This window comes from Rathayibacter sp. VKM Ac-2759 (genome assembly GCF_009834225.1).
Classification (GTDB): Bacteria; Actinomycetota; Actinomycetes; order Actinomycetales; family Microbacteriaceae; genus Rathayibacter.
Genome location: NZ_CP047176.1, coordinates 3,206,125 through 3,229,254 on the forward strand (window position 1 = coordinate 3,206,125; position 23,130 = coordinate 3,229,254).

A 23,130-nucleotide genomic window follows, 5' to 3' on the forward strand; every position below is an offset into this window, starting at 1 on the left:
CTGCCCGCTGCCCGGGATCAGTAGCTCTCGCGGTGGCGCTCCTGGGCGACGACGGCCTCGCGGTCGGCGAGACGGCGGAGGCCGGCGAGGGGCTGCGCCATCCGGTGGTTGCCGCGGAGGACGGGCTCGACGCGGTCGAGGAACGCCCAGTAGCCGGCGGTGACCGGGCAGGCGTCCTCGCCGAGCCGCACCTTCGGGTTGAAGCGGCAGCCGCCGCAGTAGTCGGACATCTTGTTGATGTACGCGCCGCCCGAGGCGTAGGGCTTGGTCGCGACGATGCCGCCGTCGGCGTGCTGCGACATGCCGATCACGTTCGCCGGCATGACCCACTCCGTCCCGTCGACGAACACGTCGACGAACCAGTCGTTGAGCTCCACCGGATCCCAGCCGCGCTGCAGCCCCCAGTTGCCGAGCACCATCAGCCTCTGGATGTGGTGTGCCCAGCCGTGCCGGTTCACGTCGTCGAGGGTCTCGTGGAGGCAGTTCGCCTCGATGCCCGACGGGTCGAGATCGAGCAGCGCCTCCGGGAGCGGTGTCTTCGCGCCCAGCGCGGTGCTGCGCTCGCGGTAGTCGGGGCCGAGGTGCCAGTAGAGGTGCCAGACGTAGTCGCGCCAGCCCATCACCTGCCGGACGAAGCCCTCCACGCCCGAGAGCGGAGCGCCTCCCGAGGCGTACTCGGCCTCGGCCGCGTCGACGACCGTCCGCGGGTCGAGCAGGCCCAGGTTGAGCGGGGCGCTCAGCAGCGAGTGCGCCATGGTCCAGTCGCCCGAGAGCATCGCGTCCTCGTAGGTGCCGAAGTCGCCCAGGCGCGACGACACGAAGTCGGCGAGCGCCGCCTCCGCCTCCGCGGGTGTCGCGGCGAAGCGGCGCGGGCCGTCGGCACCGACGAGCCGGATCGCACCCTCGCGCTCCCAGCGCGCGAGATCGGCGCGCACCTCCTCGTCGATGTCGTCCTCCTCCGGCCACCACGGATCGGGCAGGCCGAGCCGCGAGGCGCCCTTCGGCGGCGGATTGCGGTTGTCGTGGTCGTAGTTCCACCTGCCGCCCTCCGGCTGGTCGCCGCGCATCAGGACCCCCGTGCGCTCGCGGCTCCAGCGGTAGAAGTCCTCGAGCAGGAGGCGGGAGCCGGCGCGGGAGAGCGCCCACTCGCGGAAGTCCTCCTCCTCCGTCACGAAACCCCGGCTGGGCAGCACGCTCATGCCGAGACGGCGGGCCAGACGGCGGCCGCCCCGTGTCGGCGGATCGATCACCTCGAGATCGTCGCGGCCCGCGAGCCCCTCGGCGAACGTCTCGGCGCGGACGTACTCGACCCGGTCGCCGAGCTCGCGCCCGCGGTGCCGCAGCGCCGAGAGCAGCAGCTGCGCCTTCGCCCGGTGCATCGGCCGCCGCCCGAAGGCCGAGCGGGCCTCGACCAGCAGCATCGGGCCGCCGTCGTCGAAGAGGGGGCCGAGCTGTCCGATGACACTCCAGCGGGTTCGGGTCGGTGCGCTCATCCGGGTCACGCTAGGCGGCCGAGCAGATCGTCACCAGGAGTTGCGGAGCACGGATGTGCAGCCGCAACACCTTGCACCGGCCGCCCGGATGCAGAATCGTCAGACCAGCAGAACCCCTGAAGGGGCGCCCCCGATCGGGGAGCGCGCCGCTCCGCAACGAAGCGAGGACCCCCATGGCACACGACGACGAGACCCCCGAGACCGACAGCGCCGCCCGCCGCGGCCGCCACCTCGCTGACGGGACCACCGACACCACCCACACGACCGAGACTCCCGACGGCGAGTACACCTCGACCGACGGCGTCTCGCACACCGCGAGCGAGGAGCAGGGCAGCTACATCGACACCTCCGCGCACGAGGAGGACAGCTCGGTGAAGGGCAGCTACGTCGACACCGACACGGCGGGCGCCGACTCCGACGTGGAGGGCGAGTACACCGACCGCGACGAGTGATCCCCTACGCGCCCGCCCGCCTCGGGCGGGTGCGCAGGAGGCGGTAGGCCGCTCCGATCGCGAAGACGGCGACACCTCCGAGGATCGAGCCGATCGGCAGCGTGGCCACGAGGACCACGCAGCCGATCGCCCCGGCGACCGGCACGGAGCGCGGGTAGCGGCGGAACGGCGGCTCCTGCCGGAGCGCCGAGAGATTCGCGACCAGGTAGTAGAGCAGGACCCCGAACGACGAGAAGCCGATCGCCGAGCGCAGGTCGACGGTGAGCACCAGCGCGATGACGACGACGCCCAGAGCGACCTCGGCGCGGCGCGGGACGCTGCGCACCGGATCGACGTGCGCGAGAGGTCTCGGGAGGTCGCCCTCGCGCGCCATCGCGAGAGCGGTGCGCCCGATCCCCGCGATCAGCGCGAGCAGGGCGCCGAGGCTCGCCGCCGCGGCGCCCGCGCGCACGACCGGCGCGACCCACGGCCAGGCCGCCGTCGCCTCCACGAGCGGTTCGGTCGACTCCGCCAGCCCCTCGGGGCCGAGCGCGATGAGCAGCGCCGAGCCGATCACCGCGTAGACCAGCACCGCGAGCGCGAGCGCGCCGAGGATCGCCCGCGGGATGGTGCGGGACGGATCGCGCACCTCCTCCCCCATCGTCGCGAGGCGGGCGTAGCCGGCGAACGCGAAGAAGAGCAGACCGGCCGACTGCAGCACGCCGTAGGCGTCGAACGCCACCGGCTGCGCGAGCGCCGGGGTCGCGCCGCCCGCGACGGACGCGGCGACCGCGATCGCGAGCACCACCAGGACGATCGACACGATGATCCGCGTCGCGAGCGCGGTCCGCGTGACTCCGAGCGCGTTCACCCCGACCAGGGCGGCGACGGCGAGCGCCGCGAGCGGCCGCTCCCACCCCGGAGGCGCCGCGTAGGCCGCGAAGGTCAGCGCCATCGCTGCGCAGCTGGCCGTCTTGCCGACGACGAAGCCCCAGCCGGCGAGGAATCCGGGCCACTCGCCGAGGTGCTCGCGGCCGTAGACATAGGTGCCGCCCGAGCGGGGGTGCTGCGCGGCGAGCTGCGCCGAGGAGGAGGCGTTGGCCCCGGCGACGAGCGCCGCGAGCGCCAGGCCGACGAGCAGCCACGGGCCCGCCGCGGCGGCCGCCGGGGCGAAAGCGGAGAAGAGCCCGGCACCCAGCATCGAGCCGAGCCCGATGAAGACGGCGTCGCCGGTGCCGAGGCGGCGCTGCAGATCGGTCATGCCCCGTTCCTAGCGCACTCGCGCGAACAGCGGGGGTCCGCGGCTTCAGGCGGGCTTCAGCGGGAGCGCCGCTAGCCTGGGCCGAGCCGCGCGGGGCGCGCGGGCCGAGCCTCGGGAGGCCGCCATCCGCATCCTGGTCGTCGACGACGAGATCAACCTGCTGCGCGCGCTCGAGACCGGGCTCGAGGCCGAGGGCTTCGCCGTCGACACCGCGACGACCGGCACCGACGCGCTCTGGCTCGCGAGCGAGGCCGACTACTCCGCGATCGTGCTCGACCTGATGCTGCCCGACGTCAGCGGGTTCCGGGTGTGCGAGCGGCTCCGCGCCGCCGAGGACTGGACGCCGATCCTGATGCTGACCGCGAAGGACGGCGACCTCGACCAGGTCGAGGCTCTCGACACCGGCGCCGACGACTACCTCACCAAGCCGTTCTCGTTCCCCGTGCTCGTGGCACGGCTGCGCGCGCTGATCCGCCGCGGCGCCGCCGAGCGCCCGACCGTGCAGGTCGTGGGCGACCTCGTGCTCGACCCGGCCGCGCGGCGCGTCGAGCGGGGCGGGGTGGCGATCGCGCTCACCGCGCGGGAGTTCAGCGTGCTCGAGTACCTGGTCTCCCGCGCCGGCGACGTCGTCTCGAAGCGGGACGTGCTCGGAGCCGTCTGGGACTTCGACTTCGACGGCGACCCCAACATCGTCGAGGTCTACATCCGGACCCTCCGCAACAAGATCGACCGGCCGTTCGGCGTCGACACCATCCGCACGCAGCGCGGCGCGGGCTACTCGCTGGTGGCGCCGTGAGGAGGCGGTCGCTGCGCACCAGGATCGTGCTCGCGGCCACCGCCGTGGTCGCCCTCGCGGCGGTGCTCGGCGGGGTGGCGTTCGTGCTCGTGCTCTCGTCCGTGCTCGCGACGAGCGCGGCGACGTCGGCCGAGGCCGAGGCGGAGCGGATCGGCGCGCTCGTCGAGAGCGGCGGCGCCGACGCGGTGCGCTCGTCGGAGGGCGTGGTGCAGCTGGTGGTCGACGGGCGGGTGGTGGCGGCCGGCCAGGACGCCGACGACCTGCCACCGCTCGCGACCGAGGAGGTGGACGAGCCGTTCACCGCCACCCCCGAGGACGAGGACCCGGTCGTCGTGGCCACGCAGGAGCTCGACGACGGCTCTCTCGTGGTCGTCGGCGTCCCCGACGAGGGCCGGGCGGAGGCGATCGCGACGACGAGCGCGCTTCTGGCGGTGGCGGTCCCGCTGCTCGTGCTCTTCGTCGCCGTCGTCTGCGCGGTGGTCGTCGGGCGGGCGCTGCGCCCCGTGGACCGGATGCGCGCGGAGGCCGACGCGGTCACCGCCTCCGCCCTCGACCGCCGCGTGGCCGAGCCCGGATCGGGCGACGAGATCGACCGCCTGGCGCAGACGCTCAACCGGATGCTCGAGCGGCTCGAGAGCGCGCAGTCGCGGCAGCGGAGGTTCGTGTCGGACGCGTCGCACGAGCTGCGGTCGCCGGTGGCGGCGCTGCGCCAGACCGCGGAGGTGGCGCTCGCGCACCCGGACAGGCTCGACTCCGCTCGGCTCGCCGCCACGGTGGCCGAGGAGTCGGTGCGGATGGGCGGGCTGATCGAGGGGCTGCTGCTGCTCGCGCGCGCCGACGAGGCGCGGCTGGCCGTGGTCGCCGCACCGGTCGACCTCGACGACCTGGCGCTCGGCGAGGTGCGGCGGCTGCGCGACTCCGGGGTCGCGATCGACGCGGGCGGCGTCTCGCCGGTGCAGGCGGTGGCCGACGAGGCGCTGCTCGGGCGGGCGCTGCGGAACCTGATCGACAACGCCGTGCGGCACCGGCACTCGCGGCTGGCGGTGGCGACGCGCGCCGAGGGGTCCTGGGCGGTGCTCGCGGTGGACGACGACGGGCCGGGGATCCCCGCCGAGGAGCGCGCGCGGGTGCTGGAGCGGTTCGTGCGGCTCGACGAGGGGCGGGCGCGCGACGCCGGAGGATCGGGGCTGGGGCTCGCGATCGTGGCCGAGATCGCGGCGGCGCACGGCGGCTCGGTCGAGGTCGGCACATCTCCGCTCGGGGGCGCGCGGGTGACGCTGCGGGTGCCGCGCGAACGCTGACCAGACGCGCGGCTGCACGTTCGGCTCGTCGAATCGAGTTCGGCTCGCGATATTCGGCCGATTCTGCGAGCCGAACGGATTCCGCGAGCCGAAGGTGGCGGTGGGCAGCTCCGGCTCGTCGAATCGCGCTCGGCTCGTGGAATCAGCCGGAATCTGCGAGCCGAACGGGTCTCCGCGAGCCGGAGGTGGGTGGACGGGCAGTTTCGGCTCGTCGAATCGGTTTCGGCTCGCGAGGACGTGCCGATTCTGCGAGCCGAACGGATCTCCGCGAGCCGGAGGTGCGCGCGGCGCTTCAGGGGGGCTTCAGCGGAGGCGGGCGAGAGTGGGCGCGGCGTCGACGAGCGGCGCCGGAGACGGAGCGGATCATGCAGAAGAAGACGAAGATCATCGCGGGGATCGCCGGAGTGATCGTGCTGGTCGGCGCGGGCACGGGGATCGCCTACGCGGCGACGGACGGCTTCGAGGGATCGGACCGGCTGACCGGCTCCGACCTGGACCGCGCGAGCGAGGCCGCGATCGCCGAGATCGGCGGCGGCACCGTGACCTCGGCCGAGCGCGACGACGACGGCGGCACCGGCTACGAGCTCGAGCTGCGCGGCGACGACGGGATCGAGTACGACGTGCGGCTCGACGACTCCTTCGGCGTGATCGTCGTCGACGCGGACGACGACCGTGCGGCGGGGAGCACCTCGACCGATGCGGCCGGCTCGCCGGCGGTCGACCCGGACGACCTGGTGGGCGACGAGCTCGCTCGCGCCGGCGAGGCCGCGCTCGCGGCGGTCGGCGGCGGCACCGTGACGGAGGCGGAGCGCAGCGACGACGCCGACCACGCCTACGACGTCGAGGTGACCCGCGAGGACGGGACCGACGTGGACGTCGACCTCGACGCCTCCTTCGCGGTCATCGCCACCCGCGACTGACTCGCGGGCGCGGCGACGGGATCAGCCCCTGCCGCCTCCGTTGCCGTTCCCGTTCCCGTTGTTGCCGTTCCCGTTGCCGTTTCCGCTGTTGCCGTTGCCGTTGTTCCCGTTGCTGGTGCCGCTGTTCCCCGGGCTGACCGCTGCGGGCGCCGTCTCGGCGGGCGCCGGCTCCTCCTCGACGGGTGCCGGCTCCTCCGGACTCGGCTCGGGCTCCTCGGGCGTCTCGACGGGAGCGGGAGACTCCTCCTCGGGCTCCTCCTCGACGGGCGTCTCCTCGGCCGGGGCCTCCTCGACCGGGGTCTCCTCGACGGGGGTCTCCTCCTCGGGCGAGGGATCCTCGGACGGAGTCTCGACAGGAGCGGGCGCCTCGGCGACCAGGGCGGCGAGGTCGGCGCGCACGGTGTCGACCTCGATCTGGATCGCGGCGGCGCGATCGGCGGTCACTCCGTCGGCCGCGAGGGCCGCGTCGAGCGCCGCCTGCAGCGCGTCGAGCTGGGTGAGGGCACCGGCGTAGTCGTCGGCCGATGCACGCTCGGCCACCGCCACGACCGCGTCGTCGAGCGTCTGCGCAGTGGAGTCGTCGATGGCGGGGTCGGAGGCGGAGCAGCCGGACAGCACGAGGGCGGCGGCCAGCACGATCCCGGCGCGGAGGCGGCTCACGAGCGGATGCTCTCGCGCAGGCGCTGCAGATGGTCGCCGAGATCGCCGTCGACGGCGGGCAGCGGGGTCTGCTGGTCGCCTCCGAGCCACACGACCGCGAGCCCGACCGCGATCGCGACCAGCGCGAGCATCAGGACCAGGAGCCACGGGTTCGGACCGCGGCGGCGCTGGACCGACCGGGTCGGGGCGGACACCGCCGCCGGTGCCGGCGCGGGACCGGCCGCCGGCTGCACCGCGGTCGCCGCGGGGAGCAGCTCGGTCGCGGGGATCGCCTCCGTGGCCCGTGTCGCCTCGGTGAGCAGCTCGGTCGCCGCCATCCGCTCGGTCGGCGGGCCGACCGGCTCCCGCGCGACGTCCGGGACGATGATCGCGGTCGGCGGACCGTCGCGTCGCGGATCGATCAGCTTGCGCGCCGACTCGGCGACCTCGATCGCGGTCGGGCGCTCCTCCGGCTCGCGGTGGGTCATCGCGTTCAGGAGCGCGGTCCAGCCGCCGCCGAGCGACTCCGAGACCTCGGGGTCGCGGAGCAGCCGCGCCATCGTGACCTCGATGGCCGAGCCCGTGAACGGGCGGCGCCCGGTCAGCGACTCGAGCAGCACCAGGCCGAGGGAGTAGATGTCGCTCGCCGAGGTCAGCGGATCGCCGTGCGCCTGCTCGGGGCTGAGGTAGGCGGCGGTGCCGATCAGCGTGCCGGGCGAGGTGATGCGGGTCGCGTCGATCAGGTACGCGATGCCGAAGTCGGCGAGCTTGGGCCGGAACTCGCGGCTCGTGAGCGGGCTCGGGACGAGGAGGACGTTCGACGGCTTGACGTCGCGGTGCACGACTCCGGCCGCGTGGACGGTGTGCAGGGCCTCGCCGAGATCGGCGGCCATCGACGCGACGTCGTTGGGCGCGACCGGGCCCGAGGCGAGACGCTCGGCCAGACTCGGCCCCTCGGCGAGCTCCATCACCATGTAGGCCTGGCCGCCGGTGTCGTCGCCGCCGTCGTCGGCGTCGTAGAGGGTGACGAGCGCGGGGTGGTTGAGCGCGGCGAGGAGGCGGATCTCGGAGGACTTGCGCTGCAGATCCTGTGCGTCGTCGATGCCCGGCGCGAACATCTTGAGCGCGACCGAGCGGCCGAGGATCTCGTCGCGAGCGCGGTAGACGGTCGCCATGCCGCCCTTGCCGATCAGCTCCTCGATCGTGTAGCGATCGCCGACGGTGGTGCCGACCACACGGGTCTCGCCCGTTCGATGGGATGCCACGGTTCCTCCTCGCGCGGGTGCGGACGTCTGGCGCGCCCCCGGCGTGCGATGTCCGACCCAGGGTAGTACGTCCTCCGTTCGGGGTGCAGTGCTCGGGTGGGGGCTGGCGGAGCTGTCAAGCGGGTGCCCGGGGTCGGGACCGCCCGTAGCGTGGAAGGCTCCGACGAAGGGTGACGACTAATGGACGACGCAGACCAGGGTTCGACGATCGGCGCTCCCGACGGGGCGGCCCCCGCCACCTCGACGAGCAGCGAGCAGGTGCAGAAGGACCGCGCCGAGTCTCCGGGCAGCGAGCGCGAGACCGAGGCCAGGCAGGACCAGGATCCGACGACGAGCCGGACCGAGACGTCGGGCTCGGCCGACGTCACCACGGTGCCCGGAACCGGCGGACCAGACGACGTGGGCACCGTCGAGGTCGACCCCGACGAGGTGTCGTTGAACGGCCGCCCCTTCCCCGGGCACGCCGGCACCAAGTAGGGCGTCCGCCGAGGGGGCTCGTTCCTACGGGGCGAGCGGCGTCAGCAGCGACGGGTCGTGCCGGTCGACCGTGCGGGAGTTGTTGACCCGGCGGTCGACGGGGTACGCGGTGATCGTGGCGGCGACGGCGACCGAGACCCGGTCGAGGGTCGCGAGCATCTCCTCCGTCGACGCGAGCGGGGCGGGGTTCAGCCACTCGTCGCGGACGTCCGGCGTGAGGAAGACCGGCATCCGGTCGTGCACGTCGCCCGACGCGTCGCGCGCCTCGCGGGTGATGATCGTGAACGAGACCTGCCACTCGTCGCCCGTCTTGCGCGCCGTGTAGAGGCCGGCCGCCGCGAGAATCGGCTCGTCGCCGTGGAGGAAGAACGGCTGCTTGCCGTCCTCCCGCGCCTCCCACTCGTAGTAGCCGCGCATCGGCACGATCGCCCGCTGCTTGGCGAAGGCCCCGCGGAAGAGGCCGTTCGACGCGACCGTCTCGAGGCGGGCGTTGATCGGCGACGGGCCCTTCCCCTTCGACCACGAGGGCGTGAAGCCCCACGAGGCGAGCTCGATCTCGCGCTCGACCGCATCGTCGTGCAGGCGCTCGCGCACGATCGGCGCCGAGTCGGTGGGAGCGACGCTGAAGTCGGGCGCCCAGTCGGCGGCCCTGCCGCCCGCCGCGACGAACTCGCGGATCAGCTCATCGGTCTCGGAGTCCATCGCGAAGCGTCCGCACATGCGGCACACCCTACGCCGGAGCGGGCTCCCGGACAGCCCGGCGGCGGCGCAGGGTGGCGACGGCGAGGCCGGTGACCATCACCGCGCCTCCGATCAGCTCGCCCGCGGAGGGGGCCTCGCCGAGGAGCAGCCATGCCGAGAGCACGCCCACCACGGGGACCAGCAGGGTGAACGGCACGACCGAGGCGGCCGGGTACCGGGCGAGCAGCGAGTTCCAGATGCCGTAGCCGATCAGGGAGGCGAACACCGCGGTGTACAGCGTGCTCAGCACGGCCATCAGCGAGAGCCCCTGCAGGGCGCTCGCGATCGCCGGACCGCCGTCGACGACGAGCGAGAGCAGCAGCGCCGGCACCGGCACGACCAGCGCCGACCAGACCACGAGCGAGAGCCCGGAGGCGCCCTTCGCGCGGCGGGTCAGCACGTTGCCGATCGCCCACGAGAGCGCCCCGCCGAGGCAGACGACGAACGGCAGCCACGGAGCGACCGCCCCGTGCGAGACGGCGACGACGACGAGTCCCGCCACTCCGACTCCCACGCCCACGAGCTGCCGGGGCGTCGGCCGCTCGCGCAGCACGACGGCGGCGATCAGCACCGTGAACACGATCTGCGCCTGGACGACGAGGGAGGCGAGACCGGCGGGCATCCCGAGGGCGAGCGCGAGGTAGAGCAGCGCGAACTGGCCGAAGCTCATGAACGCGCCGATCATCGCGACGGTCCGCCACGGCGCCTCGGGACGCTCGACGAAGAACACCGCGGGGATCGCGACCACCGCGAACCGCAGCGCGAGGAACAGCAGCGGCGGCACATCCGCGAGGCCGACGTCGATGACGACGAAGTTCAGCCCCCAGAGCACGACGACGAGGAGGGCGAGGAGGCTGTGCCGGCGGGTCATGCGTCGAGCCTCGCGCAGGCGACCCGACAGCACCAGCTCAGGCTCCTACCGCCGACCCGGTAGCGTTGCTGCATGATCGAGCCGTCGGCCCTGCGCGCCCTGATCGCGGTGCGCGACTGCGGCACGATCGCGGCGGCCGCGCAGGCCCTGGGCTTCACTCCGTCCGCCGTCTCGCAGCAGCTCAAGCGGCTCGAGCGCCAGTCGGGCGCACCGGTCGCCGAGCGGTCGGGGCGCACCGTGTTCCTCACCGAGCACGGCCGCTCGCTGGCGGGTCGCGGCGAACGGCTGCTGGCCGAGCTCGAGGCGCTCGAGCACCTCGGAGCGACCCCCGCGGAGGACGTCACCGGCACGCTGCGGATCGTCGCGTTCTCGACCGCGATGCGGGGGCTGCTGGTGCCGGCGCTGGCCGGGATCCGCCGGCGCGCACCGCGCCTCCGGCTGACCCTCGACGAGCTCGACCCGTGGGAGGCGTCGGGCCGGCTCGAACGCGGCGCCGCCGAACTCGCGATCCTGCACGACTGGCCGGGGCTGTCGCTCGACCTGCCGCCGTCGATCGAGACCGAGACGCTCCTGGAGGATCGGGCCGACGTGCTGCTGCACCGCTCGCATCCGCTCGCCGGCCTCGCCGAGATCGCGCCGAGCCGGCTCGCCGACGAGACCTGGGTGAGCATCCCCGCGGGCGCGATCTGCCACGCGTGGCTGCTGCGCACCTTCGCCGGCACCGGGCGCCAGCCCGACATCGCCTACTACGACGAGGACTTCAGCACCCACATCTCGCTCGTCGAGGCGGGGGCGGCGGTCGCCCTGGTGCCGCGGCTGGGTCGCGAGCCGCTCCCGGAGGCGGTGGTCGCCGTCCCCGCCGTCGACCCGGTCTCGCGGCGGGTCGTCAGCGCGGCCTGGCGGCGCTCGAGCCGCGCGAACCCGGCGCTCACCCTCGTGCTCGACGCCCTGCGGGCGCCGGGCTGACCTGCGCCGTCAGCGGGTGGCCACCAGCAGGGCGTGGCCGTCGGTCGTCGAGACGCGGACGGTGGCGTAGCCGTCGGACCAGTCGACCTCGAGCTCGCGGCCCTCGGGCTGCAGGTGCACCGCGCTCGGGCGGGCGGGGAGGCGGAGCGAGACCGGCACGTCGACCAGCGGGAACGCGTCCTCGACGACGTCGAGCCCGAGCTGGCCGGGGCCGTGCGCTGCCGTCGCGGTGGCCACGCGGGCGGCGACGAAGCTCAGCAGGTGCACCACGACCGCCTCCTCCGTCTCGACCACGGTGGTCTCGAGGTGCACCGGCCCGCCCGCGCGCACGAGCGGCTCGGGCAGCAGCCGGTCGAGCACCGCCCGCACGAGGTCGCGGAACGCCGGCGCGCCGTGGGCGCCGAAGGTCTCGAACGCCGCCGTCGACGACACGGCGACGGATCCGCTCACCGCGAGCGCCGACCAGGGCGAGACCTCGCGCCGCGGCGGGGTGTACTCGTGGCCGCTGAAGTGGTCCCAGGTGCGCTCGAAGAGCGGCTCGACCACATCGACCAGCGACTCCGCGGGCGCCTCGGCCCGCATCCGGAGCGACGGCTCGTACTGCACGTGGTCGAAGCCGTGCGTGCCGGCAACGCCGTCGCGCGGCCGGAGGAACACGTGGCTGAACGGCGACGGACCCTCGAGGCCGAGCCCCGGGATCTCGAGCGACTCGAGCCCCGCTGTCCCCGAGCGGGCGCCGCGGCTGACGAACACCGCTCCCCCGCCGGCGATCCGCTCGCGCAGCACGGCGGCGAGCGCCTCGTCGATCAGGGTGGTCTCGGGCACGACGACGAGCGCGGCGCTGCCGAGGTCGGCTCCGGGCGGCACGAGCACGAACTGCTGGCGCAGCTGCTGCAGCGCGCGGACGACGCCGAAGCCGGAGGCTCCCGGGTCGTCGCCCAGCGCGGGATCGACGATCACCGCGATGTCGGCCTGCGGCACGCCTCCGCGCACGAACGGCTCGGACGCCAGGATGTGCGAGTAGACCGAGCCGATGAGCTCGTAGGTCACCGGGTTGAGCGCCCCCGAGGGGTGCAGGAGGTCGCCGACTCCGCCGGTCATGCCCTGCGCGAGGATCTGCGAGCACTCGTACAGCAGCGCGGCGCGCGGCTTGAGGCCGCCGTTGTCGCCCCAGCTCTTGTAGAAGCGGCCGGTGTGGCTGAGCGTGGGCTTGTCGAGCGGGCGCACGAAGCGCGAGACGTAGGGGAAGTAGCTGTAGCCCCAGCCACCGGAGGGCAGCGCCTCGATCTCGATGTGCCGGACGAAGCCCGACTCCTCGGCGAGCGCGGTCTTGGGACGGCTGTTGAACCAGACGCCCGAGGCGACGTCGGTGGCGAGGTGCGGCTCGACCAGGTCGCGGAAGCGGCCCATGTAGGCGTGGGCGACGCGGCGCGCGTACTCCGCGCGGTCGCCGGCGTCGGCCGGGTCGAGGCCGTCCTCGGCCATGCCCTCCTTCGCCCAGACGGAGGAGCTCGGCTGGTCCCAGCACATGTCGAGGAACAGGCCGTCCAGCGGCGCGAACCGGTCGATGACCGCCTGCACCTGCTCGACGAGGAAGTCCTGGAAAGGGCTCGACATGTCGAGGATCTGCCAGCCCGCCTCGTAGGGCAGACCGGCACCGAACTTCACCTGCCGCCCCGTCTCGTCGAGGGCGATCCACTCCGGGTGCAGGTCGGCGGCGTACTCGTCGCACTGCACGCTGAGGTAGATCGGGGCGCGGATGCCCACCGCGTGCAGCGCGTCGACCTGCTGAGCGAGCAGGTCGAGGTCGCCGGCGAGGCCCGGGTGCCGCTCGGGGCGCCCGGTGTCGGAGTCGGAGCCGTCGGCGGTGCCGAAGTAGAGGCGTCCGTGGTGGCACTTGGCGAAGACGGTGACGCTGTCGACGCCGGCCTCGACGAAGGTGCGGGCGAAGGCGTCCGGGTCGAAGGCGGCTCCGACGCCCTCCACATCGGGGCCGGTGTGGAAGTCGAGGTGCACCGTGCGGTGCGGGAACGGGTCGAGAGCAGGGGTGGCGGTCATGGCAGGTCCTTCGGTGTCGAGGATGGTCGGTGGCCGGCGCGGGGTCACCGCGGGCGGACGCGCAGGGTCGTGACTCCGCCGTCGACCGACAGCGAGGTGCCGGTCGTGGATCCGGAGGCGGGACTGGAGAGGTAGGCGACGGCGAGCGCCACCTCCTGGGGCGACACCATCCGGCCGGTGGCCTGCCGGGCGTCGAGGGCGCGGCGCTCGGCGACCGGGTCGTCGAAGCGCTCGAGCATCCGGGCGACGAACGGGGTGTCGACCGTGCCGGGGCTGACGCAGTTGACGCGGACGCCCTCGCGCACGTGATCGGTCGCCATCGCGAGGGTCAGCCCCCACACCGCGCCCTTGCTGGCCGAGTAGAGGGCGCGCTGCGGCAGGCCGTTGAAGGCCGCGATCGAGCAGAGGTTGACGATCGAGGCCGCCGAGGAGCGGCGCAGCAGCGGCAGGGCGGCGGCGCTGACCCGCGCGATGCCGATCACGTTCACCTCGAGCACGCGCCGCCACTCGTCCGAGTCGTTCTGCTCGACCGTGCCGACCGCGCTGATGCCCGCGTTGTTGACCAGGACGTCGAGCGCTCCCGTCGTCCGGGTGATCTCGTCGAAGGCCGCGGTGACGGCGGAGTCGTCGGCGACGTCGCAGCGGATCCCGGTGAGCCCCGCGGGCAGGTCGTCGACGGCGCGGTCGAGCACGATCACCCTCGCTCCCCGCCGCGCGAGCTCGAGGGCGGTGGCCAGCCCGATCCCGGAGGCGCCGCCCGTCACGGCCGCGACGAGACCGGCGAACTCGTCGGCGCTCACGCCGTCGCCTGCTCGAACGCGTGCCGCGCGACTCCGAGGCCGTCGATCGACAGCTCGACGACGGCTCCCGCCCGCAGGTAGGGAGTGCCGGGGAGCCCGAGAGCGACTCCGGCCGGGGTGCCGGTGTTGATGAGGTCGCCGGGGTGCAGCACCATGAACCGGCTGAGGTACCAGATCAGGTGCGCGACCGGGAAGACCATCGAGGCGGTCGTGCCGTCCTGCCGCGCGACTCCATCGACGGACAGACGCAGCCGCAGGTCCTGCGGATCGGGCACGGACGCGGCGGGGAGGATCCACGGACCGAGCGGGTTGAACGTCTCGCAGCTCTTGCCCTTGTCCCACTGGCCGCCGCGCTCGAGCTGGAACTCGCGCTCGGAGACGTCGTGCGACAGCACGTAGCCGGCGACGTGGGCGAGGGCGTCGTCGGGCGAGTCGAGGTAGCGGGCGGTCCGCCCGATCACGACGCCGAGTTCGACCTCCCAGTCGGTCTTCGTCGAGCCGACGGGGATGAGCACCGGATCGGAGGGGCCGCCGATCGTCGACGGGTCCTTCATGAAGACGACCGGCTCGGCGGGCAGCTCGGCACCCGTCTCGGCCGCGTGGTCGCGGTAGTTGAGGCCGATGCAGACGATCTTGCCGGGCGCCGCCAGCGGAGCGCCGACCCGGAGGTCCGCCGCCCCCTCGAGCGGGGAGAGCCGGCCCGCGGCGTGCGCGGCGAGCGCGTCGTCGAGGGTCCTCTCGCGCAGGGCCGCGGGCGAGACGTCGGAGAGGACCGGCCGGAGGTCGAAGGCGACGCCTCCGACGGACAGCACGGGCACCTCCGCGCCCCGCGGTCCGAGTCTCTGGACGACGGCGTGCTCGGGCGTGGTCGGGGGATGGTTCACGAGGGCTCCTCGATCGGTGGTGCGGCGCGGATGCGCCGTTACAGTGGCGGGATGGACGACGGGGGTGCGATGGACGACAGCGGCGCGACCGACGAGAGCGCGACGGACCGCGGACCGGTCGAGCCCGGAAGCACCGCTCCTGCACGCCGGAGCGACACGCGACCGCCGTCCTCGCGGTCGCAGACCGACGTGGTGGTCGACGAGATCAAGGCGATGATCATCAGCGGCGAGCTGAAGCCCGGGTCGCGGCTGCCGATCGAGAAGGACCTCGCCGCGCTGCTGGGCGTCTCGCGGAGCCCCCTGCGCGAGGGCGTGCGGGCGCTCGCGATGATGGGCGTGCTCGAGAGCCGGCAGGGCGACGGCACGTACGTGACCTCGCTCGACGCCTCGCTGCTGCTCGCTCCGCTGGGCTTCCTCGTCGATCTGCAGGCACCCGACGAGGCGGCGAACCTCGCGTCGGTGCGCCGGCTGCTCGAGGTGGAGGCCGCCGCGCGGGCGACCCTGCGGATCACTCCGGAGCAGATCAGCGAGGCCGAGGAGCTGCTCGAGTCGATCGCCGGCATCGTCGACGCCCCCGTCGAGGGGCACCACGGCGAGATCATGGACGTCGACATCCGGTTCCACCGCCTGATCGCCCGCGCGGCCGGCAACTCCGCGCTCGAGGCCCTGATCGAGGCCTTCGCGAGCCGCACCGTGCGGGCCCGCACCTGGCGCAGCCTCACCGAGCAGGGCGTCGTGCCCCGCACCCACCGCGAGCACCACGACATCGTGCGCGCGCTCGCCTCCGGCGACCCCGACCGCGCGCGGCTCGCGATGTCGGTGCACCTGATCGAGGTCGAGGACTTCATGGCCGCCCACCCCGAGGCCCGCTGAGGCGACGGGACGAGCGGCACTCCGGCTCCCGTCACTGCAGGAACAGCTCGACGACCGGCACCGCGACGTCGGGCCGGACCACCGGCAGCGTGAGCGTGAGCGTCCCGGGAGCCTGACCGCCGACGCCCGTGGTGAGCGGCTTGACGTCGGGCGCGATCTCGCGGAACGGGATCTCGGAGGCGTCGTTCAGCAGCTGCGCGTACGCCACGCGTCCGGCGAGCCCCGGCAGGTGCACGTGCTCGAACGGCCACGCGAACAGGTGCAGGTAGAGCCGGTCGCCGCGCTGGGTGTACCGGGCATCGACCGGCGGCGTGAACTCCGCCGCGCCGGCTCCGCGGATCGACCGCGCATGCAGGTGCATCCACTCGCCGAACGCCGAGAGGGTGCCCAGCGCCACCGGGTCGAGCTCGCCGCGGCCGTTCGGGCCGACGTTGAGCAGCATGTTGCCGTTCTTCGAGACGCCGTCGATCAGCATCCGGATCATCAGCTCGGGTGCCTTGTGGTTGTGGTTGTCGCGGAAGTAGCCCCAGCTGCCGTTGATCGTCTGGCACGCCTCCCACGCCACCGGCACCCCGTCGACCTCCATCGGCCTGTCGGGCTGGTACTGCTCGGGAGTGACGATGTCGCCGGGGATCTCGAGCCGGTCGTTCACGACGATCCCGGGCTGCAGCTCGCGGGTCAGCGCCATGAGCTCCTGCGACCCCCAGTCGTCGGCGCCCTTGCCGCCCCAGACGGGGTGGTGGTGGTCGTTCGCGTACGAGAAGTCGTAGAAGAGGTAGTCGATGCGGCCGTAGTCGGTGAGCAGCTCGCGGATCTGGCCGTGCAGGTACTCGCGGTACCGCGCCATGTCGCGCCCCTCGTCGAGCGCGGCGATCTCCTCGGCGGTGTCGTCGCGCCGCGGGTGGCGGCCGTCGATGGTGAAGTCGGGGTGATGCCAGTCGAGCAGCGAGTGGTAGAAGCCGACCCGGAGGCCCTCGGCGCGGACCGCGTCGACGAACTCGCGGACGAGGTCGCGGGCGGCGGGCGTGTGCACCGCCGTGTAGTCGGTGAGCTTCGAGTCCCAGAGGCAGAAGCCCTCGTGGTGCTTGGTGGTGAGGACCACGTAGCGCATCCCGGCCTCGCGGGCGGCGCGCGCCCAGGCCCTCGGGTCGTAGAGGTCGGGGTCGAAGTAGGCGGCGTAGCGCTCGTACTCGGCCGTCGGCGTCTTCTCGTAGTTCATCACCCACTCGTGCCGGGCGGGCAGGGCGTACAGGCCCCAGTGCACGAACATGCCGAAGCGGTCGTGGGTGAACCAGGGGGCGGGGGCAGACGTCATCGTCGGAGGTCCTTTCAGAAGGAGGGAAGGCGGGAGGTCACTTGCCGCCGAGGCCGCTCGAGAGCGCGATGCCCTTCACGAGGTAGCGCTGCAGCAGGATCGCGAGCCCGGCGGTCGGGATCATCGAGATGGTCGAGGCGGCCATGATCAGCTGCCACTGCTTGCCGCCCTGGCCGAGGAAGTTGTTCAGGCCGAGGGGCACGGTGGCGTAGGAGGGGTCGTTGATCACGATCAGCGGCCACAGGAAGCTGTTCCAGTAGTTGATGAAGGTGAAGACGACGAGCACGGCGATGGTCGGCTTGACGACCGGAACGATGATGCCGAGCAGGATGCGCAGGTGCGACGCTCCGTCGAGCTTGCCCGCCTCCTCCAGCTCCATGGGCACCGAGAGCATCGCCTGGCGCAGGAGGAACGAGCCGAACGCGGTGAACGCCCACGGCACGATGAGCGCCTGGTACGAGTCGACCCAGCCCAGCTGCGTCATGAAGAGGAACATCGGGATGACCACGACCTCCTGCGGCACCATCAGCGTGCCGAGGAAGACGAAGAAGATCCCGTCGCGGCCGCGGAACCGCAGGCGCGAGAAGGCGTAGGCCGAGAGCACGCTCGTCACGACGACGAGCAGGGTGCCGAGCACCGAGACGATCGCGCCGTTGAGCATGTAGGTGCCGAACGGCACGTAGCTCCACACGTCGGCGTAGTTCTGCCAGCGGATCTCGCTGCCGAGCAGCGACGGAGGCGAGGCGAAGACCTCGGCGCCGGGCTTGAGCGAGGTGGACACCATCCAGATCAGCGGCACCATGAACAGCAGCACGAAGATCGTCAGCAGCACCTGCGAGACGATGTCGGTGCGCCGGCGCCGGCGGTTGATCGCCGACAGCGACATCGCCTCGGAGCGGGCCCTCTCGCCGGCCGAGCGGGTCGCCGTGCGGCCGCGGGGGGCGGCGGCGACCGAGAGCGCGCGGTCACTCATAGTGCACCAGCTTCTTCTGGGCCAGGAACATCAGGCCGGTGATCGCCAGGATCATGACGAAGAGGATGACTCCGACCGCCGAGGCGAGCCCGAGGTTGAAGTACTGGAAGCCCGTCCGGTAGAGGTACATCACCATCGTGGTGGTCGAGCTGTCCGGCCCGCCGTTGGTCAGCACGAAGGGCTGCGCGAACACCTGGAACGAGGTGATCAGGGTCATCGTCGCCGCGAAGAAGATCGAGGGCGACATCAGCGGCATCTTGATGCTGAAGAAGCGCCGGAACGCCCCCGCGCCGTCGATGGACGCGCTGTCCATCAGGCTCTCGGGCACCGCCTGGAGCGAGGAGGAGAAGATCAGCAGGTTGTAGCCGAAGCCCTGCCAGAGCGACATCAGCACGACGCAGAGCATCGCGGTCGAGGTGGAGCCGAGGAAGTTCGGTGCGGAGACGCCGAAGACGCTCTGCCAGATGTTGTCGACCAGCCCGCTCGGGATGAGCATGATCTGCCAGACGGCCGCGTTGGCCACCATCGGCGTCACCACCGGGATGAACAGCAGCACCCGGTAGACGTTCCCCCCGCGGATCCGCGGGGAGATCCACGCCGCGATCGCCATCGACAGCGCGAGGTTCAGCGGCACGTAGACCACGACGAACAGCAGTGTGTTGGCGATCGTCTTGAGGAAAGCGGGGTCGCGGGTGAGCAGCTGGACGAAGTTGTCGATCCCGGTGAAGGTCGGCGAGCCCGCGAGCGGCCAGACGGTGAAGGCCACGGCGATCGAGGCGAGGATCGGCAGCGCGGTGAACACCGCGAAGCCGCCGAGGCTCGGCGCGAGGAACGCCGCCGCGGCCGGTCCGTCACCGCGTCTCCTGCGGCGGGGAGCCGGGGCGGGGCCCGGTTCGGGGATCGTCGCACCCCGGGGCGGGGAGGTGGCGAGTGTCATGGCGCTCCTTCGCGTCGTAGCTCGAGGGGATCGGTGCAGGGCTGAGGGTCCGGGCGGCGGTGCCGCGCGCGGGTGCGGGGGCGCATTCTCGGCGCCCCCGCACCCGGCCGGATCAGCCGGCGCTGCCGCTGCTGCTCTGCACGCTCTCGAGGAACGACGTCGGGTCGGTCTGGCCGTTGATCACCGAGATCGAGCCCTGCGAGAAGCTCAGTCCGTCCTGCGTCCACGTCGGCGTGGAGAGGTACGGGACTCCCGTCTCGAGTGCCGCCTCCAGGGTGGGCTGGGCACCCTCGACCGCCGAGGAGTACCAGGTCGACTGCTCCGAGGTGCGGGCCGGGAACGCCCGGCCCTCGGTGCCGAGGTAGGCCTGGGCGTCGGTGCCCGTGATGATCGCCAGCGCCTTCGCGGCGACCTCGGGAGTGCTGCACTTGGTGGTGATGCCGAATCCGGAGCCGCCGATCGCGGTGGCCGCGCCCTCGTCACCGGTGGGGACCGTGACGATGCCGACGTCGAACTTGGCCTGGTCCTTCGCGTTGATCATGTCCCAGGGGCCGGTCACGTACATCGCGGCGTTGCCGGCGAGGAACTGCGACCCGTCGCTGGAGTCGGTGGCCAGCTGGGCGGCGACGCCCTGCTCGCTGACGAGGCTCGCGTACCAGGCCATCGTCTTCTCCTGGCCGGCGCTGGTGAGGTTCAGCTTCCCGTCCTCGGTCGCCGCCTGGTCGCCTCCGATGGTCGGGCCCCACTGGTTCATCGCGTCGATCTGGTTCGTGGTCGCGAAGCCGTACTTGCCGTCCTTGGTCAGCGCCTTGGCGGCCGTCTCGAACTCGGCGACCGTCCAGCCGTCCTTCGGGTTCTCCAGACCGGCCGCGGCGAACGCGTCCCTGTTGTAGAACACGACGTAGGGGCCGAGGTCGTAGGGGATGGCGAGCTGCTCGCCGCCCGCCTGCAGCGCCGAGATGATCGACGAGTCGAAGTCACCGGTGTCGATGCCCGCGGCGTCGAGCTGGTCGCCGAGGGGGATGAAGTAGTTCGCGAACTGCTGCACCCGTGCCATCTGGAGACCCGCGATGCAGGGAGCGTCGCTGCCCGCCAGCGTTGTCGGGAGCTTGGTCCAGTAGTCGGCCCAGGCCGCTGTGGTCAGCTTCACCGTGATCGTCGGGTCCTGCTCGTGGACCATGTCGGCCAGCTTCTGCCAGGCCGCCGTCTCGACCTCGGAGCCGGCCCAGACCGACCAGTTGATGGTGGTGTTGCCGTCGGCGTCGGTTCCCGAGGACCCTGCCGAGCTGCATCCCGAGAGCGAGAGCGCGAGGGCCGCGGCGATGGCCGCGAACCGGAGATGCCTACGTGTCACTGTTCCTCCTCATTGAGGTGTCCCCACGGCGGCGCTGCGGTGCGGAGCCTGCGGGACGATGGTCATTGATCGAAATGGATCAGATGATTCCTCAGTCTGCGAGCGTCTCCTGCCGCTGTCAAGCGATTTAAGGCGCTATACGGTGCCCGTTCATCACGATTGATAGTATCTATCCAGCAAACGCACGCCAGCTCACGATCGAGGGACGATGATGACCACTTTCGACACCGCACTGCACCGCACCCGCCTCGCCGAGGTCGCGCGAGTGATCGAGGAGGGGCCGCTGGAGGCGTCGTGGGACGCGCTCGCGACCACTCCCCCCGACTGGTACGTCGACGGCAAGTTCGGGATCTTCCTCCACTGGGGGCCCTACGCGGTGCCCGCTTTCGGGTCCGAGTGGTACCCGCGGAACATGTACCTCGAGGGCACTCCCGAGTTCGAGCACCACCGCGCGACCTACGGCGACCAGTCGGAGTTCGGCTACAAGGACTTCATCCCCTCCTTCACGGCCGACGCCTTCGACCCGGAGGAGTGGGCGCGCCTGTTCCGCCGGGCCGGAGCGCAGTTCGTCGTCCCGGTCGCCGAGCACCACGACGGCTTCCCGATGTACGAGTGCTCGTTCACCCGCTGGAAGGCGACGGAGATGGGGCCGCGCCGCGACGTGGTCGGCGAGCTCGCCTCGGCGGTCCGCGCCCAGTCGATGGTCTTCGGCGCCTCGTCGCACCGGGCCGAGCACTGGTTCTTCTTCAACGGAGGCACCGCCTTCGACAGCGACGTCACGCAGACCGCGAGCCTCGACCTCTACGGGCCTGCCCAGCGCGAGGAGTCGCAGCCGAGCAAGGAGTTCCTCGAGGACTGGCTGGTGCGCACGACCGAGCTGGTCGACTCCTACCGGCCGCAGCTGATCTGGTTCGACTGGTGGATCGAGCAGCCCGCCTTCGAGCCGTACCTCCGGACCTTCCTCGCCTACTACTACACGCGCGCGCTCGAGTGGGACCGCCCTGTCGCCGTCAACTACAAGTACGAGGCCCTGCCCGCCGGCACCGCCGTGTTCGACGTCGAGCGCGGCCAGCTCGCCGAGACGCGCGCCGACTTCTGGCAGACCGATACCTCGGTCTCGAAGAACTCGTGGAGCTACGTCGAGGGCCACGACTACAAGCGCACCGACGACCTCATCGCCGACCTCGTCGACATCGTCAGCAAGAACGGCGCGCTGCTGCTCAACATCGGCCCGAAGGCCGACGGCACCATCCCGGCGGCCGAGGTCGAGATGCTCGAGACGATCGGCGCGTGGCTCTCCCGCAACGGCGAGGCGGTCTACGGCTCCCGCCCGTGGCTGATCGCCGGCGAGGGCCCCACGAAGGTGTCGGAGGGGGCCTTCACCGACACGCACCGCTCCCCGTTCACGGCGGAGGACATCCGCTTCACCGCGTCGCGCGGGCACGTCTACGCGACGGTTCTCGCCCCGGTCGGCGCGACGGTGTCGATCGCGTCGCTCGGATCCTCCTCGGGCCCGCTGCCCCGCGAGATCGAGGACGTGGCCCTGCTCGGGCACGCCGACCCGGTCGTCTGGCGGCGGGAGGCCGGCGCGCTCGTGATCGAGGTGCCCGGGAGCGCGGTGGGCACCCTGGCGTCGTTCCGCGTCACTCCGCGGGTCGAGGCCGTGCGGCCTCGCCGGATCGACATCATCGGGCTCGGCGACTGAGGGCGCCGCTCCGCGGCCGAGCCGGATCCGCCCGATGCCGGAGCCGACCACGACCGCGCTCAGCGCGGCGGAGCCGCGGAACTCGGCGGCGACGCGGCGGAGGAGGGCGAGGGGATCCGAGGTCGCGCGCACACGCTCGCATAGACTTCGATCTATGGATGTCGGTGGATCGACCAGTGCTCTGAGGCTGCTCGCCGACCCGACGCGCGCGCGGATCGCGTCGATGATCCTCGGCAGCGCGGACGGTCGGCAGCTCGTCGGGAAGATGGCCGACGCCCTCGAACTGCGACAGCCCACCGTCAGCCATCACGTCCGCGTGCTCGTCGACGAGGGGATCCTCGCGCGCGAGCCGCAGGGTCGGAACGTCTGGTACTCGATCGTGCCGGAGCAGCTGGACCGCGTGTCCGAGTACCTCCGGGATGCTCCGGTGCCGGCGCGCGTCGAGGCCGACGTCCTCGACCGGATCATCGCCGACCTCGCCGTCCGCTTCGCCGGCACCTTCTCGCGCGAGACCGTCGAGCGGTACGTCCGCGAGAGCCACGAGCTGCTCATCGACCGCGGCCACGTGACCCGGCACCTCACCTCGCTGACGTCGCGGTTCGCGACCGACCGCCTCACCGCCCTCGACGCTTCCGCCGCGGGACGCTCGGGCGTCCCGGACGTGCTGTTCGTGTGCGTGCAGAACGCGGGACGGTCCCAGCTCGCCGCCGCGATCCTCCGCCACCTCGCCGGCGACCGGGTGCGGGTGCGCACGGCCGGCTCGGAGCCCGCCGACGCCGTGCGCTCGGTGATCGTGACCGCGCTGGACGAGATCGGCGTGCCGATCGGGGGCGAGTACCCGAAGCCGCTCACCGACGAGGTGGTCCGCGCCTCCGATGTCGTGATCACGATGGGCTGCGGCGACGCGTGCCCGATCTACCCGGGCCGCAGGTACCTGGACTGGGACCTCGCGGATCCTGTCGGCCTGCCGCTGGCGCAGGTGCGGGTGATCCGCGACGACATCGACGGCCGCGTCCGCGCGCTCCTCGCGTCGCTCGAGGCGACGGCGGCGTGATCCTCCCGGACCCCTC

At 72.5% G+C, this 23,130-nt stretch carries 22 protein-coding genes; 9 read left to right on the forward strand and 13 right to left on the reverse strand.

Annotated elements, in window-relative coordinates; genetic code table 11:
- Nucleotides 1-17: 17 nt before the first annotated feature.
- The gene (locus GSU68_RS14985; protein WP_159909474.1) at nt 18-1,493 is read right to left on the reverse strand and encodes a cryptochrome/photolyase family protein; all 1,476 of its coding nucleotides are present in this window, start codon (nt 1,491-1,493) and stop codon (nt 18-20) included.
- Between the two features lie 173 nt (nt 1,494-1,666).
- Here GSU68_RS14985 and GSU68_RS14990 point away from each other — a divergent pair, with 173 nt between their 5' ends.
- Complete coding sequence (locus GSU68_RS14990; RefSeq protein ID WP_159909475.1) at nt 1,667-1,945, forward strand: hypothetical protein; 279 nt, start codon at nt 1,667-1,669, stop codon at nt 1,943-1,945.
- Nucleotides 1,946-1,949: 4 nt separating this feature from the next.
- Here the strand turns inward: GSU68_RS14990 and GSU68_RS14995 are convergent, their stop codons facing one another.
- Nucleotides 1,950-3,185, reverse strand: a complete 1,236-nt coding sequence (locus GSU68_RS14995) for an APC family permease (RefSeq protein WP_159909476.1) — start codon at nt 3,183-3,185, stop codon at nt 1,950-1,952.
- Nucleotides 3,186-3,309: 124 nt separating this feature from the next.
- Between GSU68_RS14995 and GSU68_RS15000 the strand changes: the two genes are divergently transcribed.
- The 3 genes from GSU68_RS15000 (at nt 3,310) to GSU68_RS15010 (ending at nt 6,202) form a co-directional block, all read left to right on the forward strand.
- Complete coding sequence (locus tag GSU68_RS15000) at nt 3,310-3,981, forward strand: response regulator transcription factor (protein ID WP_159910327.1); 672 nt, start codon at nt 3,310-3,312, stop codon at nt 3,979-3,981.
- A complete protein-coding gene (locus GSU68_RS15005) occupies nt 3,978-5,282 on the forward strand; it encodes an ATP-binding protein (RefSeq protein ID WP_159909477.1) in 1,305 nt (434 codons plus the stop codon). Before GSU68_RS15000 ends, GSU68_RS15005 begins: the two co-directional genes overlap by 4 nt.
- Before the next feature lie 365 nt (nt 5,283-5,647).
- On the forward strand, nt 5,648-6,202 hold the full coding sequence (locus GSU68_RS15010) for a PepSY domain-containing protein (RefSeq protein ID WP_159909478.1): 555 nt from the start codon (nt 5,648-5,650) through the stop codon (nt 6,200-6,202).
- 21 nt (nt 6,203-6,223) lie between these two features.
- Here GSU68_RS15010 and GSU68_RS15015 read toward each other — a convergent pair whose 3' ends face one another.
- Nucleotides 6,224-6,862 carry a hypothetical protein gene (locus GSU68_RS15015; RefSeq protein ID WP_159909479.1) on the reverse strand — a complete coding sequence of 213 codons (639 nt, stop codon included), beginning with the start codon at nt 6,860-6,862 and terminating at the stop codon, nt 6,224-6,226.
- A complete protein-coding gene (locus GSU68_RS15020; RefSeq protein ID WP_159909480.1) occupies nt 6,859-8,106 on the reverse strand; it encodes a serine/threonine-protein kinase in 1,248 nt (415 codons plus the stop codon). Before GSU68_RS15020 ends, GSU68_RS15015 begins: the two co-directional genes overlap by 4 nt.
- A gap of 180 nt (nt 8,107-8,286) precedes the next feature.
- On the opposite strand from GSU68_RS15020, the gene GSU68_RS15025 reads away from it, so the two are divergent.
- Complete coding sequence (locus tag GSU68_RS15025; RefSeq protein WP_159909481.1) at nt 8,287-8,583, forward strand: hypothetical protein; 297 nt, start codon at nt 8,287-8,289, stop codon at nt 8,581-8,583.
- Between the two features lie 24 nt (nt 8,584-8,607).
- On the opposite strand, the gene GSU68_RS15030 is transcribed toward GSU68_RS15025, so the two are convergent.
- Nucleotides 8,608-9,303: an SOS response-associated peptidase gene (locus tag GSU68_RS15030; RefSeq protein ID WP_159909482.1), complete on the reverse strand. Its 696-nt coding sequence runs from the start codon at nt 9,301-9,303 to the stop codon at nt 8,608-8,610.
- A gap of 10 nt (nt 9,304-9,313) precedes the next feature.
- Entirely contained in the window at nt 9,314-10,195 is an 882-nt protein-coding gene (locus GSU68_RS15035) for an EamA family transporter (protein ID WP_159909483.1), read from the reverse strand.
- Nucleotides 10,196-10,267: 72 nt separating this feature from the next.
- On the opposite strand from GSU68_RS15035, the gene GSU68_RS15040 reads away from it, so the two are divergent.
- The gene (locus GSU68_RS15040) at nt 10,268-11,161 is read left to right on the forward strand and encodes a LysR family transcriptional regulator (RefSeq protein WP_159909484.1); all 894 of its coding nucleotides are present in this window, start codon (nt 10,268-10,270) and stop codon (nt 11,159-11,161) included.
- Nucleotides 11,162-11,170: 9 nt separating this feature from the next.
- Here GSU68_RS15040 and GSU68_RS15045 read toward each other — a convergent pair whose 3' ends face one another.
- Genes GSU68_RS15045 through GSU68_RS15055 form a run of 3 tightly spaced genes read right to left on the reverse strand, consistent with a single transcriptional unit; the run spans nt 11,171 to nt 14,903 of the window.
- Nucleotides 11,171-13,219: an alpha-amylase family protein gene (locus tag GSU68_RS15045; RefSeq protein WP_159909485.1), complete on the reverse strand. Its 2,049-nt coding sequence runs from the start codon at nt 13,217-13,219 to the stop codon at nt 11,171-11,173.
- 44 nt (nt 13,220-13,263) lie between these two features.
- Nucleotides 13,264-14,019, reverse strand: coding sequence for an SDR family oxidoreductase (locus GSU68_RS15050; RefSeq protein ID WP_159909486.1), 756 nt, complete (start codon nt 14,017-14,019; stop codon nt 13,264-13,266).
- Nucleotides 14,016-14,903 carry a fumarylacetoacetate hydrolase family protein gene (locus tag GSU68_RS15055; RefSeq protein WP_159909487.1) on the reverse strand — a complete coding sequence of 296 codons (888 nt, stop codon included), beginning with the start codon at nt 14,901-14,903 and terminating at the stop codon, nt 14,016-14,018. Before GSU68_RS15055 ends, GSU68_RS15050 begins: the two co-directional genes overlap by 4 nt.
- A gap of 51 nt (nt 14,904-14,954) precedes the next feature.
- On the opposite strand from GSU68_RS15055, the gene GSU68_RS15060 reads away from it, so the two are divergent.
- Nucleotides 14,955-15,776 carry a FadR/GntR family transcriptional regulator gene (locus tag GSU68_RS15060; RefSeq protein ID WP_244259299.1) on the forward strand — a complete coding sequence of 274 codons (822 nt, stop codon included), beginning with the start codon at nt 14,955-14,957 and terminating at the stop codon, nt 15,774-15,776.
- Between the two features lie 31 nt (nt 15,777-15,807).
- Here GSU68_RS15060 and GSU68_RS15065 read toward each other — a convergent pair whose 3' ends face one another.
- The 4 genes from GSU68_RS15065 to GSU68_RS15080 all read right to left on the reverse strand — a co-directional run bounded on the left by GSU68_RS15065 (nt 15,808) and on the right by GSU68_RS15080 (nt 20,355).
- Nucleotides 15,808-17,091 (reverse strand): alpha-L-fucosidase, encoded by a 1,284-nt coding sequence (locus tag GSU68_RS15065; RefSeq protein ID WP_159909488.1) that lies wholly within the window; start codon nt 17,089-17,091, stop codon nt 15,808-15,810.
- A 37-nt stretch (nt 17,092-17,128) separates the two neighbouring features.
- Nucleotides 17,129-18,064 carry a carbohydrate ABC transporter permease gene (locus tag GSU68_RS15070; protein WP_159909489.1) on the reverse strand — a complete coding sequence of 312 codons (936 nt, stop codon included), beginning with the start codon at nt 18,062-18,064 and terminating at the stop codon, nt 17,129-17,131.
- Nucleotides 18,057-19,001 (reverse strand): sugar ABC transporter permease, encoded by a 945-nt coding sequence (locus GSU68_RS15075; RefSeq protein ID WP_159909490.1) that lies wholly within the window; start codon nt 18,999-19,001, stop codon nt 18,057-18,059. The genes GSU68_RS15070 and GSU68_RS15075 overlap by 8 nt, the downstream gene beginning before the upstream one ends.
- A 112-nt stretch (nt 19,002-19,113) precedes the next feature.
- Nucleotides 19,114-20,355 (reverse strand): sugar ABC transporter substrate-binding protein, encoded by a 1,242-nt coding sequence (locus GSU68_RS15080; protein WP_159909491.1) that lies wholly within the window; start codon nt 20,353-20,355, stop codon nt 19,114-19,116.
- A 208-nt stretch (nt 20,356-20,563) separates the two neighbouring features.
- Here GSU68_RS15080 and GSU68_RS15085 point away from each other — a divergent pair, with 208 nt between their 5' ends.
- Both GSU68_RS15085 and GSU68_RS15090 read left to right on the forward strand, forming a co-directional pair.
- Nucleotides 20,564-22,060 (forward strand): alpha-L-fucosidase, encoded by a 1,497-nt coding sequence (locus tag GSU68_RS15085; RefSeq protein WP_167305286.1) that lies wholly within the window; start codon nt 20,564-20,566, stop codon nt 22,058-22,060.
- A 154-nt stretch (nt 22,061-22,214) separates the two neighbouring features.
- On the forward strand, nt 22,215-23,114 hold the full coding sequence (locus GSU68_RS15090) for a metalloregulator ArsR/SmtB family transcription factor (protein ID WP_159909492.1): 900 nt from the start codon (nt 22,215-22,217) through the stop codon (nt 23,112-23,114).
- The last annotated feature ends 16 nt before the right edge of the window (nt 23,115-23,130 follow it).

What these genes read in the sequence shown, in the direction of transcription:
- GSU68_RS15090 (WP_159909492.1), top strand. Translation starts at nt 22,215, where the DNA reads ATGGATGTCGGTGGATCGACCAGTGCTCTGAGGCTGCTCGCCGACCCG.
- GSU68_RS15040 (WP_159909484.1), top strand. Translation starts at nt 10,268, where the DNA reads ATGATCGAGCCGTCGGCCCTGCGCGCCCTGATCGCGGTGCGCGACTGC.
- GSU68_RS14995 (WP_159909476.1), bottom strand. Translation starts at nt 3,185, where the DNA reads ATGACCGATCTGCAGCGCCGCCTCGGCACCGGCGACGCCGTCTTCATC.
- GSU68_RS15085 (WP_167305286.1), top strand. Translation starts at nt 20,564, where the DNA reads ATGATGACCACTTTCGACACCGCACTGCACCGCACCCGCCTCGCCGAG.
- GSU68_RS15025 (WP_159909481.1), top strand. Translation starts at nt 8,287, where the DNA reads ATGGACGACGCAGACCAGGGTTCGACGATCGGCGCTCCCGACGGGGCG.
- GSU68_RS15010 (WP_159909478.1), top strand. Translation starts at nt 5,648, where the DNA reads ATGCAGAAGAAGACGAAGATCATCGCGGGGATCGCCGGAGTGATCGTG.
- GSU68_RS15075 (WP_159909490.1), bottom strand. Translation starts at nt 19,001, where the DNA reads ATGACACTCGCCACCTCCCCGCCCCGGGGTGCGACGATCCCCGAACCG.
- GSU68_RS15065 (WP_159909488.1), bottom strand. Translation starts at nt 17,091, where the DNA reads ATGACGTCTGCCCCCGCCCCCTGGTTCACCCACGACCGCTTCGGCATG.
- GSU68_RS15030 (WP_159909482.1), bottom strand. Translation starts at nt 9,303, where the DNA reads ATGTGCGGACGCTTCGCGATGGACTCCGAGACCGATGAGCTGATCCGC.
- GSU68_RS15035 (WP_159909483.1), bottom strand. Translation starts at nt 10,195, where the DNA reads ATGACCCGCCGGCACAGCCTCCTCGCCCTCCTCGTCGTCGTGCTCTGG.
- GSU68_RS14985 (WP_159909474.1), bottom strand. Translation starts at nt 1,493, where the DNA reads ATGAGCGCACCGACCCGAACCCGCTGGAGTGTCATCGGACAGCTCGGC.
- GSU68_RS14990 (WP_159909475.1), top strand. Translation starts at nt 1,667, where the DNA reads ATGGCACACGACGACGAGACCCCCGAGACCGACAGCGCCGCCCGCCGC.
- GSU68_RS15070 (WP_159909489.1), bottom strand. Translation starts at nt 18,064, where the DNA reads ATGAGTGACCGCGCGCTCTCGGTCGCCGCCGCCCCCCGCGGCCGCACG.
- GSU68_RS15045 (WP_159909485.1), bottom strand. Translation starts at nt 13,219, where the DNA reads ATGACCGCCACCCCTGCTCTCGACCCGTTCCCGCACCGCACGGTGCAC.
- GSU68_RS15060 (WP_244259299.1), top strand. Translation starts at nt 14,955, where the DNA reads ATGGACGACGGGGGTGCGATGGACGACAGCGGCGCGACCGACGAGAGC.